We start from the raw sequence: 18757 nt of genomic DNA on the forward strand, positions 1-18757 counted from the left end.
ATTGCATGACAGTACCTCCGGCCGCGAGTTCAAACGACCCTGTCGAATCGTTTCACAGCCACTGGATGGCGCTAAACGACTGGCTGCGTGAGCACCGTGGGTTTTGGCAGCCCGCGCCGTTCATGGAGCCGGCACCGCCGTGGACCAGGCATTATCCGGATTTGGCCCGGCTCATCGCGGAGGTGAGTGACGAGCAATGCCAGATTTTGGAAGATGAACCGGTAAGGTTGGCGGCCATGGTCGGAGAGCAGGTGCCCTCGCTGGCACGATACGAGCACCTGACCGCATTGGCCGACCTGAGACCGACTGAGTCCGAGGTCAGTCAGGCCACCTTGCCGGAGGTTCGGGCGGCGGATATGCCGGGGCGCAAGCGCGGTCAGTCCGGAGCGTTTGCGGCTGCCATTCGGCCCCTGGAGCAGTCGGTGCTGGACTGGTGCTGTGGCAAAGGTCATCTTTCCCGCACACTGGCGGCGGTGTGCCAAAAGTCCGTTCAAGGACTGGAATGGAACGCCGAACTGGTGCGTGAAGGCAACCGGGTGGCGGTTAAGTACGGCGATGCCGTATCGCTGCAGTGTCAGGATGTCCTGGCGCAAGATCTCGTCCTGTCGCCCGGGTTCCACGGCGTCGCCCTGCACGCTTGTGGCGACCTGCACCGACGCCTGATGCGCCGGGGCAGCGAGGCGGGTCTGCCCCGATTAAGTGTCTCGCCTTGTTGTTATCATCTGACTGATGCTGATAGTTACCGGCCAATGTCGCGTCGGGCGGCCAGCCATGATGGACTCCTGACTCCGTCCCGCAGTGACTTGCGCCTTGCGGTGCGGGAAACGGTGACCGCGCCGGCCCGGGTACGAGAGCAGACCCGGTTGGTGAGCCAGTGGCGATTGGGCTTTGATAGCCTGCAGCGGAAGTTGCGGGGCATGGATGAATATCTGGCGGTGCCTTCGCATCCCTCCAAAGTGATCCACGAGGGCTTCGCTGGCTTCTGTCGATGGGCCGCGAACAAAAAGGCGCTGGCGTTGCCGCCGGATATCGACTTCGATGCCTGGGAAACGCAAGGCGCCCGGCGCTGGCAGCATATGCGCCGCCACGAACTGGTTCGGCACCTGTTCCGCCGTCCCTTGGAGCTGTGGATGGTGCTGGACTACGCGCTCTACCTTGAGGAGCAGGGCTATCGGGTGCGGCTCGGGGAATTCTGTGATCGGTCCCTGACCCCCAGGAATCTGTTGCTGGATGCGGTTAGGAAAAAGGCCGAAGCGGCCAAATGAAAAAGGCGCCCACGAGGACGCCTTTTCAGTTCTAGTTGAGTTCAGGATTTGCTTGCTGGATCAGTTGCCACCCCAGTTGGCGTGTGGGTCGGGCGTCATTCGCAGGTACGATTTGACGGCCTTGTAGCCCTGAGGGAAACGTTGCTTGATCTCGTCTTCGTCCTGTAGCGACGGCACAATGACGACATCACCGCCGCGCTCCCAGTTGCCGGGAGTAGCCACCTTATGGTTTTCGGTCAGTTGTAGCGAATCCACCACCCGCAGTACTTCGTTGAAGTTGCGACCGGTACTGGCCGGGTAGGTGATGATCAGGCGCACCTTCTTGTTCGGATCGATCACGAACAGGGAGCGCACGGTCAGGCTGCTGTCGGCGTTGGGGTGGATCATGTCGTAGAGTTCCGACACTTTGCGATCCTGGTCGGCGATGATCGGGAAATTGACCGAGCAGCCCTGAGTCTCGTTGATGTCCTTGATCCACTCCTGGTGGGAGTCGACCGGATCAACGCTCAGTGCGATCGCCTTGACGTTGCGCTTGGCAAATTCGTCCTTGAGTTTGGCCGTCAGGCCGAGCTCCGTGGTGCACACGGGGGTGAAATCGGCCGGGTGTGAAAACAGGATGCCCCAGCTGTCACCGAGCCAGTCATAGAATGAGATTCGACCTTCACTGGAATCCTGTTCGAAATCCGGTGCGGTATCTCCAAGACGTAAACTCATAAGCTCTTCTCCTTTTCTGCGACGTTCGGCAGGTGCCGTTTGCCCGGCATCGAACCCTGCCGGAATGTTTCTTCGCCCTGGGACAAAACGTGGGTTTAGTCAGGGCGAATTACAAGGGCGACTTACAAGGAATTAAACCTTACCGGGTGCCTTTTCCCGCTCGAAGTGTTCGCGGGTCAGCTTGAACACCACCGGGCTCAGCAACAGCAGGGCGATCAGGTTGGGCAGTGCCATCATGGCGTTCAGGGTGTCGGCCACCAACCAGACAAAACCGAGGTTCAGGGTGGCGCCGACGGGAATCGCCAGAATCCAGGCGACCCGGTAAGGCACGATAGCCTTTACGCCGAACAGGAATTCGATGCAGCGCTCACCATAGAACGACCAGCCAAGGATGGTGGTGAATGCGAAGACCGCCAGGGCGATTGCGACCAGGTAGTTACCAACGCCGGGCAGCGCTTCTGCGAAAGCCATAGACGTCAATTCAGCACCGGACACGCCCGAAGTCCAGACACCGGAGGTGATGATCACCAGCCCGGTGATGGTGCAGATGATGATGGTGTCAATAAAGGTACCCAGCATGGCCACCATGCCCTGGTTGATCGGGTTCTTGGTTTGGGCCGCGGCGTGGGCAATGGGAGCCGAACCCAGGCCGGCTTCGTTGGAGAAAATACCCCGGGCCACACCGAACCGGATAGCCGCCCATACGGCAGCGCCCGCGAAGCCACCTTCAGCGGCAATGGGGGAGAATGCGTGTTGCACCACCATGGTCAGTGCCGCAGGGATATCGGCGGCGTTGATCGCCAGTACAATCAGGCCTGCGACCAGGTAGGAAATAGCCATCAGCGGCACCAGTGCACTGGCTACGTGACCAATCCGGCGAATACCGCCGATCAGGACGGCACCGACCAGAACCATGAGGATGACGCCGGTCAGCCAGTGCGGCAGGCCGAAGTTGGCCTCCATCACGTCGGCGACGGAGTTGGCCTGAACGGTATTTCCAATGCCAAAGCCGGCAATGGCCGCGAATACGGCGAAGAAAACGCCCAGCCAGGCCCACTTTTTGCCCAGGCCATTACGGATGTAGTACATCGGGCCGCCAACATGGTCGCCACGCTCGTCCACCTCGCGGAAGCGCACCGCCAGAACGGCTTCGGAATACTTGGTGGCCATGCCCACCAGGGCAGTCAGCCACATCCAGAACAGCGCACCGGGGCCACCGAGAAATACGGCGGTGGCTACACCAGCGATGTTACCGGTACCCACTGTGGCCGACAGTGCGGTCATCAGGGCCTGGAAGGGCGGGATCTCGCCCTCCGACTCGGCACCGGTGGCCTTGCGGCCCTGCCACATCAACCGGAATCCGGCACCCAGCTTCAACACAGGCATCAGTTTAAGGCCAAGGCTAAGGAATAGCCCGACACCGAGAATGAGGACCAGCATGGGGGGGCCCCATACCAGCGAATTGAGTTGTCCAACGAATTCAGAGATGGCTTCCATGGGGATCTCCCGAAGTTAGCGATAGTTACCCTTTATTGTTGCCCTTTTGAGGCGTAACCCTCGGAGTTTAAGCGATAAAATCTCTCTGTAAACTATCTGCCCGGTTTTCTGTTTTCCTTTCTGGGGTCGATTGCCTATGTTTATAGATAGAGGCCCGCATTCTGGCCGGGACATCTGAACCCAACGGGAGGAGACCTGCCCATGCGTTCACTGAAAGTCTCTGATGTTATGTGGAATCACATTGAGCCTGTCCGCTGTGGCACGCCGCTGACCCGAGTGGTGAAATCCCTGCTGCACAATCATGTCACCGGCTTGCCGGTGGTTGATGACCAGCGCCACGTGCTGGGTTTTGTGTCGGAACAGGATTGCATTCATGCGCTGCTGGTCAGCAGTTACCACTGCGAGGGCGACCCCATCGTCGACGACGTGATGTTCCGTGAGCCGGTTACGGTTTCTCCGGAAATGGCCGTGGTGGACCTGGCGCAAAATCTTGGTGCGGGAAAGCCCAAGGTCTATCCGGTGATTGACCATGGCAAACTGATCGGTATTGTGACGCGTACTGCCATTCTGGCAGAGTTGGCGCGTTCCGGCTGTGGTATCGAATTGCCCAAATACGCCAGCGCTGATGACTGAGAAACTCTTTATCTGGTGAGGATGCTATGGAACTGTTATCCACGAACATTTGTTTCGACGGTGAGCATCGTCGCTATCGTCATCACTCCGCAACCCTGGAGTGTGATATGGAATTTGCGGTTTTTCTGCCGCCGGGTGCGGTTGCGCAAAATCCAACTAAAGCGCCGGTGCTGTACTGGTTATCTGGCCTGACCTGTACCGACCAGAATTTCATGCAGAAAGCAGGCGCCATGAAGCGTGCTGCCAAACTGGGGCTGGCGATCGTCTGCCCGGACACCAGTCCGAGAGGGCTGAATCTGCCGGGCGAGGATGACAGCTATGACTTCGGAACCGGAGCAGGCTTCTACATTAACGCCACGGAGCAACCCTGGGCGCCCCATTACCGGATGTACGATTACGTGGTCAAGGAATTGCCCCAGCTGGTGGAGGATCAATTGCCGTTGACGGACCAGCGGTCTGTCAGCGGTCACTCCATGGGAGGGCACGGTGCGCTTATAGCGGCTTTGAAAAACCCGGGTCGATACGCCTCGGTTTCTGCCTTTGCACCCATCGCCAACCCGACCGAGTGTCCATGGGGGCAAAAGGCCTTCACTGGTTACCTCGGCGACGATACGCGGGCGTGGGAGCAGTGGGATGCCACCCTGTTAATACCGACTGCCCGCGAGCGCTTGCCACTGCTGGTGGATCAGGGCACCGCCGATGAGTTCCTGGACAGTCAGTTGAACCCGGACGCCCTGGCGGAAGTCTGTGAAACCTTCCATCACCATATCAATCTGCGTATGCACCGGGGCTATGATCACAGCTACTTCTTCATCGCCTCATTCATCGATGATCATCTGGATCACCACGCCCAGGCGCTCGGGTTACGCTGAGCTCGCCTAGGAGCGGAACCCCCAGATCAGGCTGAAATCCATGGACGGCATGACTTCGGGCTCTTCCAGGGCCCGAATGTTGTACTCCAGCAGGCTGGTGTCCCGCTCAAAGGTGCCGCTGTAGCGATTGCCCCGGGGCCCGAAAATGGCTTTGACGAAGGGCCCGCGGGAGCGCACCGGACGGCAGCTGACCACGCCCACTTCATTGTTATCAAGCCGCACCAGGACTCCGGGAGGGTAATCGCCCAGAACTTTGAGCAGGGCCTTGGGAATAGCTGGCCGGAAAGTGCCATCGCCCAGGGTGGCGATCAGCCGCCGGGCATCGGTAACGTTCAGACGGGTTCGGTACGCTCGCTTGGTGATCATCGCCACGTAGCGCTCGCACAACGCCAGGATTTCCGCCTCAGGTCGGATTTCGGTCCCGCTCAGCCCATCCGGATACCCCTGACCGTCCGCCTGTTCATGATGCTGGGCGATGATGGCAAGCATCAGTTTGTTGTCGATGCCGGCGGCCTGCAGCGCCTGCACGCTTCGTTCAGGGTGTTTTCTGATGACCTGACGCTGGTCCGGGCTGAGCAGCTTATTGGAGGCATTGAGCTGGTCTGCAACCGGTACCAATGCCAGATTGGCCGTCAGTGCGGCAGCCGTGAGAACGCTGGTGCGTTTTTCATCCAGACCAAACTGGCGGGCGGTAAATTGGCTAAGAATGGCGTAGAACAGAGTCTGTTCAAGAATGGTGGGGCTGATGGAGTACAGGTGCACCAAGGCAAGGCTGGCTTCCGGCGCTTCGGTGCAGGTACGCTCGATCATCCGGGTTAGGCCCATCAGCCGTTTCTGGGCAGAGGCTTCGCCATCGGTGATCGCGTTCAGGGTCGCCTCAAGAGTCTGGAGCAGGTCGGCATAGTCGGCGAAGGGATTGCGTCGCCGATGGTCCTCAACGATGTCGTCCTGGGGACGTTTAATTTTGCGGGGTTTGAAGCGGCCTCGCTCGAACAATTGCTCCAACTGGAAATCGGTCTGAACCACATACCCTTGGCGTAACAGAACATTGCCGTTGGCATCGTACACATTCCATGGCAGGGGGCGGCCCAACTCCAGAGCTCCGGGCGCGATTCGGACAAGGCTGCTCAATATTCGAAATCCTGCTTATTGGTTTGTAATACGCGAAGTGTAACTCTGAACGACACCTCGCCTCTATATTCCCCTGAACCAGAAAGATGCATTCACTATATTTGACAGGGCAGTTTAGGTGTACACGGTAAAAACTGAGTGAAGGTTCACAATTCGAGAGGATGCGTCTCCGATTTGTAAATTCTGGCTTAAGTATGGGGTTCGATCATTGGGCTTGAGCTATGCTAGCGAGCTAAATAAAACTTTCGTCGGGTTTGTCCCAGATGTTGTACCGCTTAAAAACGGATTTCCGTTTGTCGATCATTACCCTGCTTGGCGCCAGTGCCATTCTTGGCATCACGCCTTTCGCGGTATTTCGGTTCCTGCAAGGCAACTTTGTGGCGGCGGTCGTGGATGTTGTCATCCTGGCGGGCATCGTCGGTAGTGTGACTTGTGCCTGGGTGACGGGTCGCACCAAGTACAGTGGTCTGTTTTTGGCCGTGATGACGTCTTCCAGTGCGGTCGTTGTTGGCGCGATAACCGGCGAACCGGGCTTGTTCTGGTTGTTTCCCTGTCTGGTGACCAGCTTCTTCCTGGCCAGTCCCCGTCTGGCCATTATCATCAATCTGGGGGCTATTTTTGCCATGATGGCCCAGACGGATATCTTTCGCTCTTTGGTCCAGATGTGGTCCTTTGCCGCCGGCGCTGTGGTCGTGAGTGCCTGTGCCTATGTCTTTGCCTACAGAAATGAAACTCAGCGCGAACGCCTGGAGCATCTGGCCACTATTGATCCGTTGACCGGTGTTCGCAACCGCCGATCCATGGATCAGGAATTAGCCTGGGCTGTCGCCAGTGCCGATCGTAGCGGTGAAACCTATTCGATTGCTTTGCTTGATATCGACCATTTCAAGCAAATCAACGATAAGTACGGGCATGGCGTTGGTGACGATGTGCTGGTTGAAATGGTGGCGCTGATCCAGCAGCACACCCGGCGAACAGACCGACTGTTCCGATTTGGTGGTGAAGAGTTTGTCCTCTTATTGCCAGGCACCAGTGGTGCCGGCCTTGAAACAGTGTTGAATAATCTTCAGCAGGTGCTCCGGAAGCATCTTACCCACCCTGGTGGCTTGGTAACCGCGTCGTTCGGGGTTGCTCAACTGTTAGCTCAAGAGAGCGTCGACGACTGGCTTTCCCGCGCCGATGCTGCGCTCTATCGAGCGAAAGAGTCGGGGCGTGACCGCATCATTTATGCTCAACCCCATTTGGGGCATACCGAAACAACCGCCAGCCAAGCAGAATGCTCGCTGACGTAAGCCCGCCAGTCAGACCTACCCAGAAACCGGCCGCGCCCATGGCGGGCCAGAGCACATCCGTGAAGGTCAGCAGATAGCCCAGGGGCAGTCCCACGCCCCAGAATGAAAACAGCATGATGAACATGGGGATGCGGGTGTCCTTGTAGCCCCTCAGGGCGCTGATGCAGGTGACCTGGATCACGTCGGCGATCTGGAACAGGGCGGCAAACAGCAGTAGCCGGATGGTGACTTGCCGTACCTCGATTTCGCCGGTGTAGAGCGCGGCGATGCCCTCTGAAAAAACCCACAGCAAGATCGCGAACACCAGCGCCGTCGCCGCGGCCAGAATCAGGGAACTGCGGGAGATCAGCCGGGCCGCATCTTGCGCCCCAGCCCCCATCAGGAAACTGACCCGCAAGGTCAGCGCCATGCCTATACTCAAGGGCAGCATGAACAGCAGCGAAACCACGTTCAGCGCGATCTGGTGGCCAGCGACAACCACTGGCCCCAGTGGTGCCAGGAACAGGGCGATGACTGAAAACATACTGGCTTCCACGAAGATGGTGAAGCCGATGGGCACGCCAAGTTTCAGTATGTAGATCAGGCCGGCAAGCTCCGGTTTGGCCCAGTCAGCGAGCAGGTGAAACCGGCGGTAGGCGTGGCTTCGGTTGAGGTACACCAGCAGTGCCGCGGCGGCGATGCCGTTGGACAGGGAGGTGGCCCAGCCGCAGCCAACCCCGCCCATGGCTGGCAGGCCGAGTTTGCCGTAGATAAAGATGTAGTTCAGCGGCAGGTTGATCAGGGTGCTCAGCACCGAAAACGCCATGATCACCCGGGTGTGACCAAGGCCGTCGGTCAAACCTCGAAGAGCGGTCATCATCAGCATGGCCGGTACACCCCAGGCAAAGGCATTGAGGTAGCCTTGGGTAATTCCGGCGGTATCTTTCTCCAGATTGAGCAGGGCCAGCACCGGATGCACGTTCGTTAACAGCAGGATCATGATCACCGAGCCAGCAGCCGCCAGATACAAACCCTGCCAGGTGGTCGGCATGATCCGGTCGAGGGTTCGGGCACCATTGTAGCCAGAGATGATCGGTTGCAGAGCGCCCAACAGACCCATGAAGAACAGGAACAAGGGCATCCACAGGCTGCTACCAATGCCCACGGCGGCCAGATCTTTGGCGCTGGCGTGACCGGCCATAACGGTATCGATTACGCCGTTCGCCATTTGGGCAATCTGGGCGATCAGAATCGGGCCGCCGAGCATCGCCAGGGTGCGCCACTCGATCAGGGTTCGGGTCACCAATGGCTGGCGCAATTCCGGTAATGGCTGGTGACTCTCGTCCATGGCTGGGTTGGTCCGGTTGTGGAGATTTCGGGGTTGCAGGCCGGGCATGGTAACTGATCTGACGGATCCCCGGCATCGGTGTTTATGCGCCTTTTCGCCACTGCAAGGCGGGCCCAAAAGCGGTTAAAGTACGCGCCTTGATTTTAAAGGGTGGCAGTCAAAATGGGGTTACTGGTTTTTGTTACGGTGCTGTGGGCATTCTCGTTCAGTCTGATCGGCGAATTCCTGGCCGGCCAGGTGGACAGTGATTTCGCTGTGCTCAGCCGTGTGTTATTGGGTGCCCTGGTGTTCCTTCCATTCACGCGCTGGCGGGGTGTGCCGTCGGGCATGAAGCTGGGAATCCTGGTCACCGGCATGCTGCAGTTTGGTATCACTTACCTGTGCCTGTACCGCTCTTTCAGTTACCTGAGTGTGCCGGAAGTGCTGCTGTTCACCATCTTCACGCCCCTGTACGTGACTCTGATTGATGACGCCCTGTTCCGACGCTTCTCACCGGTGGCGCTGGTTGCCGCCGTCGTTGCCACCCTGGGGGCGGGGATCATCCGTTACGATGGCCTGAGTGAGGATTTCATTACCGGTTTCCTGTTGCTGCAGGTGGCCAACTTCACCTTTGCTGCAGGGCAGGTGGGTTATAAGCACATCATGCAACGCCACCAACTGGCACTGCCTGCGTATCGCACCTTTGGCTATTTCTTCATCGGTGCGCTGGTGATTGCACTGCCGTCATTCCTGGTGTTCGGTAATCCGGATCGTCTGCCAGCCACCTCAATGCAATGGGGCATCCTGGCCTGGCTCGGGCTGGCGGCCTCTGGTCTTGGCCTGTTCCTGTGGAACCGAGGCGCCTGCTACGTCGATGCCGGCACCCTGGCAATCATGAACAATGCGCTGGTGCCCGCTGGCTTGTTGGTGAACCTGCTGATCTGGAATCGGGACGCGGACCTCAGCCGACTGGCCATAGGTGGTGGTGTGATTGCGCTTTCGCTGTGGGTGAATGCCCGTTTCCATCCCCGTGCGCGTCTGGTAACGAAGGGTGCCGAAGCATCCGCGGGTTAAAGTTGTCGAGGAAGATGCCGTTAACATTGCGGCTAAAGCCACCGTTAAAGCCGATGCCTGTTTACATCTGATCTCAAAGGAAGAGCAGACTTCTATGCGTAAGAATCTCCCGGTAACCCAGCGTGAAGTGACCATGCCCAAGGGTGGTCGATTAATATCCACTACCGATCTCAAGGGCGTGATTACCTATTGCAACGACGCCTTTGTGGCGATCTGCGGCTTCTCCCGCGACGAGCTGATTGGTCAGGCTCATAACATCATCCGTCATCCGGACATGCCGGCCCCGGTGTATCAGGGTATGTGGGAGTATCTCAAAGCTGGCAAGGCCTGGATGGGGGTCGTAAAGAACCGGACCAAGACCGGGGATCACTACTGGGTCAGCGCCTACGTAACCCCGATTCGGGAAAATGGACAGCTGGTTGGCTACGAATCGGTTCGGGTTGCACCGACTAGAGACCAGATTGACCGGGCGGAGTCTCTGTACGAACGTATTTCTGCGGGGAAATCTATTCTGAGCGCAGGCAATCGTTTGGCGTCGGTTGTGAAATCGGGGTGGCCGATGATCCTGTCGCTGGTGTTAAGCCTGGTGGCATTGCTGTTCGATCAGAACTGGCTGGCGGCTACCATCATTGTGGTTGGTCATCTGTTGGGCGCAGGCCTGTTACTGGGTTCGATTACCGGCCGCCTCAATCGCTTGCTCAAGCTACGGCCCGATGCCTTCCGGGATCCGGTGGTCGCCAGAACCTACAGTGACGAAAGCGGACTGTTCTCACAGTTGGGGCTGTTGTTGTTGAGTGAGGATGCCCGTATCAGGACGGCACTCGCCCGCATCGAAGATCAGGCCGAGCTGTTGTTTGAACAGGCAAGAGCATCACATGGCTTTATCAGCGACGGTGCATCGGCGATTGCCCGTCAGCGGGCTGAGACAGACCAGACCGCTTCCGCCGTCAACGAGATGACCGCATCGATTCAGGAAGTAAGTGAATCAGTTACCGTCAATGCGCGAGCGGCGGAGGAAGCCAATCGTCTGGCGACGGTTGGCAGCGAACGCAGCTCCGAGGCGCTGGTGGCCATTGAGCAACTGGTCGGTCGGGTGAATGGCATTGGAAAAAGCATTGGCCAGTTGGGCGAGTCCACCAAGAGTATCGGTGAGGCCGCAAGCCTGATCTCGGAAATTGCAGAGCAGACTAACCTCCTGGCGCTGAACGCGGCCATTGAGGCGGCGCGAGCCGGAGAGCAGGGGCGTGGTTTTGCCGTGGTGGCGGATGAGGTGCGCTCTCTGGCTCAGCGAACCAGGGAATCTACCGTGCGTATCCAGGATGTCATCAATGACTTCCGTGGCCAGGTCGAGGTGGCCGTACAGGCGACCCGGGACGGCGAATCGGTGGCGGGTGAAGGCCTGGCCAAGGTTCAGGAAGCGGAAACGTCGCTGCGGGATATCGTGACCTCGATTCAGACAATTTCCGACAGCTTTATCAGCATGTCGGCGGCGTTCGAAGAACAAAGCCAGGTATCGGATGAGATTAACCGACAGGTGACCAACATCGCGGAACTGGCAGACCACAGCGATGAGCAGGCCAGCTCCGCAAAACAGAGTAGCGATCACCTCAGTGCCATGTCGCGCGGCCTGAAAGATCTGGTCACGCGCTTTATCAGCAAAAACGGATAGTTAGAAAAACTGATCTGATTGGGGTTCCGGCAGTCCCGGAAGCCATCCCCGGCCAGCACTGGCATCATGCCGTCAGTGCTGGCAGAATTCCGCACCATCAGTCCGGGACCTGCCCGGGCGTAAATATTCGTCCCCTATTCCTCAGCCAAAAGCACAGGAAATTATCATGACTCAGTCCAACTCGGCTTCGGGCAACGGCGCAGAGGCAGCTCGTGGTCTCTGGTCCTCCCGGTTGGCTTTCATACTTGCGGCGACTGGTTCTGCCGTCGGCCTTGGCAATATCTGGAAGTTTCCCTACGTCACCGGCGAAAACGGTGGCGGCGCCTTTGTGCTGGTGTATCTGTTATGCATCGCGATAATCGGTATCCCCATCCTGATGGCCGAGGTGTTCATTGGTCGCAATGGCCGGCACAACCCCATTACCAGTATGCGGCTGGTGGCAGAGCGCAACTTGAGATCCCCGATGTGGCGGATTTCCGCCATCGTGGGCATGGTCGCGGCGTTCGTGATCCTGTCCTTCTACTCGGTGATCGGTGGTTGGTCGGCGTCATATGTGGGCCACGCAGCTATGGGCGATTTCACAGGTGGCACCGCAGAGTCCATTGGTGATCTATTCGGCGGCTTGCTGGCGAGCCCGGTTCAATTGCTGGTCTGGCACACTGTCTTCATGGCGCTGGTAGTATTGGTAGTGTCTCGCGGGCTTAAAGGTGGCCTGGAGAAAGCCGCCACCATCCTGATGCCGGCCTTGTTCATCCTGCTGCTGCTGGCCGTGGGTTATGCCGCCACCACCGGTCATTTCGGTGAGGCGGTCAGTTTTCTGTTTACACCGGATTTCGGCGCCCTGTCGGTCAGCGGTGTGCTCATTGCCCTTGGTCACGCCTTCTTTACCCTGAGCCTGGGTATGGCCATCATGATGGCCTACGGCTCGTACCTGGGCCGGGATGTTTCTATTGCCCGCACCGCCATCAGTGTTGCGGTCATGGATACCGGCGTGGCATTGCTGGCGGGCCTGGCCATTTTCCCGGTGGTGTTTGCCAACGGTCTGGAGGCCGGTGCCGGTCCAGGTCTGATCTTCCAGACCCTGCCGCTGGCCTTCGGCAATATGCCCATGGGTGGGCTGTTCGGCACCCTGTTCTTCGTACTGCTGTTGTTCGCCGCCTGGACTTCCGGTATTTCGCTGCTGGAGCCGGTGGTTGAATGGGTAGAGGAAAGAACCAGTCTGTCTCGCACCGGTAGTGCGATTCTGGTGGGAGTCCTGTGCTGGGCACTGGGTATCGCCTCCATTCTGTCCCTTAACGTCTGGGCAGATGTGGCACCCCTGGCCATGTTTGAGCGGTTCGAGGGCAAAACCATCTTCGACCTGCTGGATTTCTTCACCGCCAACATCATGCTGCCCCTGTCTGGTCTGCTGACGGCACTGTTCGTGGGCTGGTTTGTGGCGAAGGAATCGCTGAAGCTGGATCTGGGTCTCGACGGCAGCGGCTTCCAGCTTTGGTTCGGGCTGATCCGTTTCGTGACGCCGGTGGCGGTTATTATTGTGTTTGCCTACAACCTTTTGGGCTAGCACAGCCGCTGATTGGCCAGAAAGAAGCGAAAAAAAACCGGCTCTCATTTGAGGGCCGGTTTTTTTATGGGCAATTCATTCGGAAAAGGTTCTGGGCTTTAGGGCCTGTCCAGGTTGGTTATCGGATCAGAAAAACAGATCTGGTAACCAGGTGGCGATTTCCGGGAACACCATGATCAAGCCGAGGCCAACAATCTCCACCAGCACGAACGGAACAATGGACCGGTAGATGTCGCCCATGGTGATACCTGGCGGAACGATGCCCTTCAGGTAGAACAGGTTGAAGCCGAATGGCGGCGTCATGTAGCCGATTTCCATGTTGATCACGAACAGGATGCCGAACCAGATCGGGTCGAACCCGAGGCTTTCGACAATGGGCATGAACACCGGCAGCGTGATCAGCATGATACCGACCGGGTCCAGAACCATGGCCAGCAGGAACACAATCACCATCATCGCGATGATGATGCCCCAGGGACCACCCGGGATCATGTTCATCAGGCTTTCGATCAGCTCCTGGGCGCCCATGCTCTGGTAGGCGGCGCTGAAAGCGTGAGCGGCAAACAGGATCCACATGATCATGCCGGTCAGCTTGAAGGTGCGGATCGCTGCTTCCTGCAGCACGCTCCATTTGAACTGGCGATAGACCGCGGCCGAGATCAGTGCACCCAGTACACCCATGGCGGCGGCTTCGGTGGGCGTGGTGATGCCCCCGATGATCGAGCCCAAGACCATGATCACCACGCCGATCGGCAACAGCACCGCCCGCAGAGCCCGGAATTTTTCGGGCCAGCTGGCACGCTCTTCCTCCGGCAGCGCAGGTGCCAGTTCCGGCTGGAGGTGGCAGCGTACAATGATGTAGATGGCAGTGAGCACCATCAGCAGCACACCTGGCATGATGCCGGCCGCAAACATTTTACCCACGGATACGCCGGTGATCAGCGCGTACAGGATCATCAGGATGCTGGGCGGGATCAGGATGCCCCAGCCACCGCCGGTGTTGATCACGCCCAGTGCCATGCTCTTGTCGTAGCCGCGCTCCAGCATGGAGGGCAGGGCAATGGTGCCCATGGCGACAACCGCGGCGCCACTGATGCCCACCATGGCGGCGAACACCGCGCAGATGCCGAGGGTGCCCAGCGCCAGGCCGCCCCGGAGACCGCCGCACCAGAGGTGCATCATGCGATACAGATCTCGTGCTACACCGGTGCGCTCCAGGATCATGGCCATGAATACGAACAGAGGTATGGCCACCAGGGTAAAGCTGCCCATGGTGCCCCAGATCTGTGAGGCAACCATGTAGAAGGAGTCGAATCCCCAGGTGAAATACAGGAACACTACCGACACGCCGCCCAGCACGAACGCCAGCGGCAGGCCCAATAGCAGGAAGAACAACAACGCTGCAAAAAACATCAGGGTCAGGGCTTCAATACTCACAAGTGTTCTCCCTCAGGCTCGCCCTGATCCGGCGTGTAGTAATCCAGGTTGAAAGCGACGGCAATGTCTTCCAGCAGTTTGACCAGCCCCTGGAGCACCAACAGACCGGTCCCGAGGGGAATAGCCAGTTTCACTGGCCAGATGGGCGGATTCCAGGCCGAATAGGAGGTTTCCCAACTGGAGATCGACTCCTGGGCCATATCGATCCCGAACCAGAGCAGGGCCAGGGTAAAGATAAAGAAAATGACCGAAGTGAACAGGTCCAGCACCGCCCGCTTGCGCGGCTTCAGGTGAGAGTGCAACAGGTCGACATTCACGTGGCCCCGGTGCGCCATAATGTAGCCACCGGACATCACCGCGTAGATGCCGAACAGCATCTGGGTGAACTCATTGGTCCACACCGTGGGGGCGTTCAGCAGGTAGCGAAAGCCCACCTCCAGCAGCAGGAACGCGAACATCGCAAATATGAGCAGGGCTATCCAGCGCCCGACAAAGTCGTTGAGACGGGTAACCCCTCTCATGAATGCACTCAGCACACTCATGGCATTCTCCGGAAGGACGGTGACTGTATTTCGCAAGAAAAGGCCGGAGTCGATATGCTCCGGCCTACCAGGTACTGGCTAACGCGGGTTAGAGGTAGCCAAGCTCCGAGAGATAGCTCTTCAGCATGTCCAGGGCTTTCTGGGCGTTGTCGCCGCGCTTACCCTCTTCGTCCCACATGGCCTGGGCGGTCTTCACCAGTTTGTCCTGAACGTTATCTGGCAGCACGTTTACCTCGACACCCTGCTCGGCAATGGCTTTGGCAAGAGTGATGCGTTCTTTGTACAGGTACTCGTTGGTGCGAATCCAGAACTGCTCGTCCAGGGCGTCCTTGACGATTTTCTGCATGTCTTCAGGAAGCTTATTCAGAGCCTTGTGGCTGATGATGATCACGTCGGTACCGGCAATGTTCAGGGCCGGCTGGACGTGGTATTTCGCCACTTCATAGAGGCCCATGCTGGACGCGCCCTGGGAAGCACCCCAATGGGCGCCGTCGACGATGCCTGAATCCAGCGCGGAATAGAGTTCGCTGCCAGGAATGTAGGAGGCGGCCGCGCCGGCTTCAGTCAGGAAGGTTTGCAGCGCGCCCGAGGAGCGGATCTTCAGGCTGGTGAACTCGTCCCAGTTGGTGATGGGCTGCTTGACCACCATTTCGGTTGGGTAGACCTTGTCAGTGGCCCAGTAGACGCCGTGCTCGGCGGCTTCGTCACGAAGCATCTGTTCAAAGCCAATGTTCTTGTGGAAGTAGGCTGCTTCCCAGACGTTACGGAACGCGAATGGCAGGCCAGAAGCGATGCCGGCAAGCGATATCTTATCCTGGGCATAGGCGGGTGCAATGGTGCCCATCTCCAGAATGCCACGGCTGACGGCATTGAAGATTTCCTTGGATTTAAACAGGGCGCCCGCTTCATACAGCTTAAGCTGCAGGCGGCCATCGGTGCGCTCGTCGAGAACCCGCTGCAGACGCATCAGACTGTCGGTGTAAGAGCTGCTGGAGCCTGGCCAGTGGGACTGGACCTTCCAGGTGTAGGTTTCCTGGGCGGCAGCGGGTGCCGCGCTGAGCGCAGCGGAGATGCCCAGGGTTAACGCCGAGGCGTATACGGTCAGACTCTTGCGAGCTTGTGCGAACAGGTTCATGGCAGACCTCTTATTTGTTGTGTTCGTTTTGTTTTTAGTTTCACTGTGCAGAACTTGTGACTGCAGGGTGAATTTATGTTCTCTGAATCTATCACAAGATTGGTCTTTTGCAATAGGATGTTTAGCCACAGCTTCCGATTAATCTTCAGACAGGATAGTCCAATGATCGATGCCCAGCAGTCTGGCGGAGTACTTCACCTGGTAATCAACCGCCCGGAAAAAAAGAACGCACTGACTCGCAGTATGTACAACGCCCTTGCCGAGGCAGTCACTAAGGCCAATCAGGATACTGAGGTCAGCGCCATTGTACTCTCTGGTGCCGGAGGGGTGTTTACCGCCGGTAATGACCTGGACGACTTTCGGGCCCGTGCCACCGATGCTAATCCCAAGCCGTCGGCCGGGCTGGCCTTTATAGAAGCCCTGATGGACTGCGACACCCCGGTCATCGTCGCGGTGGAGGGTTTGGCGATTGGTATTGGCACCACCCTGCTTCTGCACTGTGATTCGGTGATCACCGGTCGCAGCGCTACCTTTAAGACCGCGTTCGTGGATCTGGGCCTGGTGCCTGAAGCGGCCTCTACCGTGACCATGCCATTGCATCTGGGCGCGCGCCGGGCCGCTGACCTGTTGCTGATGGGCGAGGTGTTGACGGGCGACGAAGCCCGGGAGTGTGGGCTGGCCAGTAAGGTGGTGGACGACGGCACTGCGCTGGACGAGGCGCTGGCCCAGGCTGAGCGGCTTGCCGGCAAACCCAGGGACGCCCTGCGTGCCAGCAAGCGACTGATGCGCGCGCCGTGGCACGACCAGGTTAAAGCGGCACTCGAACGGGAGCGGGAGGTGTTTTCCCAAAGGCTCCGGTCCGAGGACTGCCAGGCCGCGCTGAATCGCTTGTCGCGGCGTTAACCCTCCTTAAGAGAGTTAGAGCTGCGTTCACTTGCTCCAGTAGGGTGCTCGCAGTTCCCGCTTGAGGATTTTGCCAATGGTTGAGCGGGGAAGTTCGTCCCGCACTTCAATGGCGGCCAGGCGCTGGGACTTGCCCAACCTGGCGTTGGCCCAGTCCAGGATGCTGGCTTCGCTGTCGTTGTGGTCCGGATTGCGTACCACCAGCCCCAGCGGCGTCTCGCCCCAGTGGTCGCTGGGAATGCCAATTACCGCGGCATCCGCGACCGCAGGGTGGGCCAGCAGGGCCTGTTCCAAATCCACGGCATAGATGTTAAAGCCGCCCGAGATGATCATGTCCTTGCGGCGGTCCAGAATATAAATGAAACCGTCCTCATCAATCCGGCCCATGTCGCCACTGCGATAGAACACTTCGCCCTCAGGACTGGTCCACAGCATCTCGGCGGTCTGCTCGGGCCGGTTCACATAGCCACGCATCATGGAAATGGCGCGCCCGACAATCTCACCAATCTCCCCCTGAGGCAACTCATTGCCCTGGTCGTCGATGACCCGTACCTGGGCGCCCTCGGTGGGTAGGCCCACCGAATCCCACTTGTCAGGGTGGGCGGCGCAATCCAGGCAGGTCGAGATGCCACCTTCGGTGAGGCCATAGACTTCCCGGATATTGCCCGGCCAACGGGCCATCGCGTCGGCGATCACTTCGGCCCTGAGCGGAGCGCTGGTGCACAGCTTGAGTTTGAAACTGGACAGATCAAAACGGTCGAAATCGGGTTCGGCCAGAATGCGCTGGTACTGCACCGGCACCAGCATCGCGTGAGTCACCCGGTGGCGCTCGGCCAGCTCCAGGAACCGGTAGGCGTCAAATTTCGGCATCAACACCAGAGTGCCGCCATAAAATAGGGTGGGCAGCACCGACACCAGCGTGGTGTTGGAGTACAGCGGTGTGGACACCAGGTTGATGGCATCGCCGTCCAGTCCAAACCGGCTCATGCGCGCCATCTGCCGCTGGCGGAACCGGTAATCGTGCAGGATGCCCTTGGGAGTGCCGGTGGTGCCGGAGCTGTAGATAATGTTGAACGCATCGTCCAAGGTCACCTCCGCCGGATCAGCTGCTGCAGAGGCGCCTGATAGCCAGTCACCCAGGTTCTGGCCAATGCCTGCCTGTCCCTCATCGAGAGCCAGGATTTGGTTATCGGACAGGTTCCTTAGCTGAGGCCGGAAATCCGACAGCAGGTCCCGGTTTTTCGAGGACACGAACAGGAAACGGGCTTCGCAGTCCGCAAGCATCAATGCCAGTGCCTCGGGGCTGGCCATGCCCGATAGCGGCACCATGCAGCCACCCGCTACCAACGTGCCCAGGTATAAGGCGACGTAGTTGGCGCTGTTTTCCGACAGGGCCGCTACCGAGTCGCCTGTTTGCAGGCCCTCGGCCCGCAGCCGGTTGGCAATCTGATTAACTTGATTAAGCAGCGTGCGCCAGCTGATGACTGTCTGGTCCGTGATCAGTGCGGTCTGGTCGCCACGCTCGTGGGCGTGCTGTTGGATCTGCTGGCCGATCGAGTCAAAGACCTCGTCCGGATAGGTTGGTGCATAGACCGACATCGAACTCACATTATTTTTCATTTTTGGTCACTCCGGTGCTATGGTGTTTTATCTAGTGAAATTACCTTTCGAATATATTGACTCAAAACCGGAAGGCGTGACAAATTAAAGCGAACGCTAAGAG

Annotated in this window: 16 protein-coding genes; 8 read left to right on the plus strand and 8 right to left on the minus strand. The window is 58.5% G+C overall.

Annotated elements, in window-relative coordinates; translation table 11 throughout:
• Positions 1-5: 5 nt before the first annotated feature.
• On the plus strand, positions 6-1265 hold the full coding sequence (locus FCS96_RS08490; protein ID WP_138439927.1) for a methyltransferase: 1260 nt from the start codon (positions 6-8) through the stop codon (positions 1263-1265).
• A gap of 60 nt (positions 1266-1325) precedes the next feature.
• On the opposite strand, the gene FCS96_RS08495 is transcribed toward FCS96_RS08490, so the two are convergent.
• Together FCS96_RS08495 and FCS96_RS08500 are read right to left on the minus strand one after the other, a co-directional pair.
• Complete coding sequence (locus FCS96_RS08495) at positions 1326-1979, minus strand: peroxiredoxin (protein WP_138439928.1); 654 nt, start codon at positions 1977-1979, stop codon at positions 1326-1328.
• Positions 1980-2111: 132 nt separating this feature from the next.
• A complete protein-coding gene (locus FCS96_RS08500; RefSeq protein ID WP_138439929.1) occupies positions 2112-3476 on the minus strand; it encodes an alanine/glycine:cation symporter family protein in 1365 nt (454 codons plus the stop codon).
• Between the two features lie 201 nt (positions 3477-3677).
• Here FCS96_RS08500 and FCS96_RS08505 point away from each other — a divergent pair, with 201 nt between their 5' ends.
• Together FCS96_RS08505 and fghA are read left to right on the plus strand one after the other, a co-directional pair.
• Positions 3678-4109: a CBS domain-containing protein gene (locus tag FCS96_RS08505; protein WP_138439930.1), complete on the plus strand. Its 432-nt coding sequence runs from the start codon at positions 3678-3680 to the stop codon at positions 4107-4109.
• A gap of 26 nt (positions 4110-4135) precedes the next feature.
• Entirely contained in the window at positions 4136-4981 is an 846-nt protein-coding gene (gene fghA / locus FCS96_RS08510) for an S-formylglutathione hydrolase (protein WP_138439931.1), read from the plus strand.
• Positions 4982-4987: 6 nt separating this feature from the next.
• Here the strand turns inward: fghA and FCS96_RS08515 are convergent, their stop codons facing one another.
• Positions 4988-6112: an HD-GYP domain-containing protein gene (locus tag FCS96_RS08515; protein ID WP_138439932.1), complete on the minus strand. Its 1125-nt coding sequence runs from the start codon at positions 6110-6112 to the stop codon at positions 4988-4990.
• A gap of 293 nt (positions 6113-6405) precedes the next feature.
• Between FCS96_RS08515 and FCS96_RS08520 the strand changes: the two genes are divergently transcribed.
• Positions 6406-7404, plus strand: coding sequence for a GGDEF domain-containing protein (locus FCS96_RS08520; RefSeq protein ID WP_323053729.1), 999 nt, complete (start codon positions 6406-6408; stop codon positions 7402-7404).
• On the opposite strand, the gene FCS96_RS08525 is transcribed toward FCS96_RS08520, so the two are convergent.
• A complete protein-coding gene (locus tag FCS96_RS08525; RefSeq protein ID WP_138440397.1) occupies positions 7334-8731 on the minus strand; it encodes an MATE family efflux transporter in 1398 nt (465 codons plus the stop codon). The genes FCS96_RS08520 and FCS96_RS08525 overlap by 71 nt on opposite strands.
• 162 nt (positions 8732-8893) lie before the next feature.
• On the opposite strand from FCS96_RS08525, the gene FCS96_RS08530 reads away from it, so the two are divergent.
• The 3 genes from FCS96_RS08530 to FCS96_RS08540 all read left to right on the plus strand — a co-directional run bounded on the left by FCS96_RS08530 (position 8894) and on the right by FCS96_RS08540 (position 13017).
• Positions 8894-9784: a carboxylate/amino acid/amine transporter gene (locus FCS96_RS08530; protein WP_138439934.1), complete on the plus strand. Its 891-nt coding sequence runs from the start codon at positions 8894-8896 to the stop codon at positions 9782-9784.
• Between the two features lie 94 nt (positions 9785-9878).
• Positions 9879-11453, plus strand: a complete 1575-nt coding sequence (locus FCS96_RS08535) for a methyl-accepting chemotaxis protein (protein ID WP_138439935.1) — start codon at positions 9879-9881, stop codon at positions 11451-11453.
• Positions 11454-11619: 166 nt separating this feature from the next.
• Entirely contained in the window at positions 11620-13017 is a 1398-nt protein-coding gene (locus tag FCS96_RS08540) for a sodium-dependent transporter (RefSeq protein ID WP_138439936.1), read from the plus strand.
• Positions 13018-13143: 126 nt separating this feature from the next.
• Here the strand turns inward: FCS96_RS08540 and FCS96_RS08545 are convergent, their stop codons facing one another.
• The 3 genes from FCS96_RS08545 to dctP all read right to left on the minus strand — a co-directional run bounded on the left by FCS96_RS08545 (position 13144) and on the right by dctP (position 16131).
• Positions 13144-14454: a TRAP transporter large permease gene (locus FCS96_RS08545; protein WP_041342307.1), complete on the minus strand. Its 1311-nt coding sequence runs from the start codon at positions 14452-14454 to the stop codon at positions 13144-13146.
• Positions 14451-14996 carry a TRAP transporter small permease subunit gene (locus FCS96_RS08550; RefSeq protein WP_138439937.1) on the minus strand — a complete coding sequence of 182 codons (546 nt, stop codon included), beginning with the start codon at positions 14994-14996 and terminating at the stop codon, positions 14451-14453. Before FCS96_RS08550 ends, FCS96_RS08545 begins: the two co-directional genes overlap by 4 nt.
• 88 nt (positions 14997-15084) lie before the next feature.
• Entirely contained in the window at positions 15085-16131 is a 1047-nt protein-coding gene (gene dctP / locus FCS96_RS08555) for a TRAP transporter substrate-binding protein DctP (RefSeq protein ID WP_138439938.1), read from the minus strand.
• 162 nt (positions 16132-16293) lie between these two features.
• Between dctP and FCS96_RS08560 the strand changes: the two genes are divergently transcribed.
• Positions 16294-17034 carry an enoyl-CoA hydratase/isomerase family protein gene (locus tag FCS96_RS08560; protein WP_138439939.1) on the plus strand — a complete coding sequence of 247 codons (741 nt, stop codon included), beginning with the start codon at positions 16294-16296 and terminating at the stop codon, positions 17032-17034.
• Positions 17035-17061: 27 nt separating this feature from the next.
• Here FCS96_RS08560 and FCS96_RS08565 read toward each other — a convergent pair whose 3' ends face one another.
• Positions 17062-18654: a class I adenylate-forming enzyme family protein gene (locus tag FCS96_RS08565; protein ID WP_138439940.1), complete on the minus strand. Its 1593-nt coding sequence runs from the start codon at positions 18652-18654 to the stop codon at positions 17062-17064.
• Positions 18655-18757 lie beyond the last annotated feature (103 nt).

Origin of the sequence: Marinobacter alexandrii (assembly GCF_005871205.1) — a bacterium.
In the GTDB taxonomy this organism is placed as follows: domain Bacteria; phylum Pseudomonadota; class Gammaproteobacteria; order Pseudomonadales; family Oleiphilaceae; genus Marinobacter; species Marinobacter alexandrii.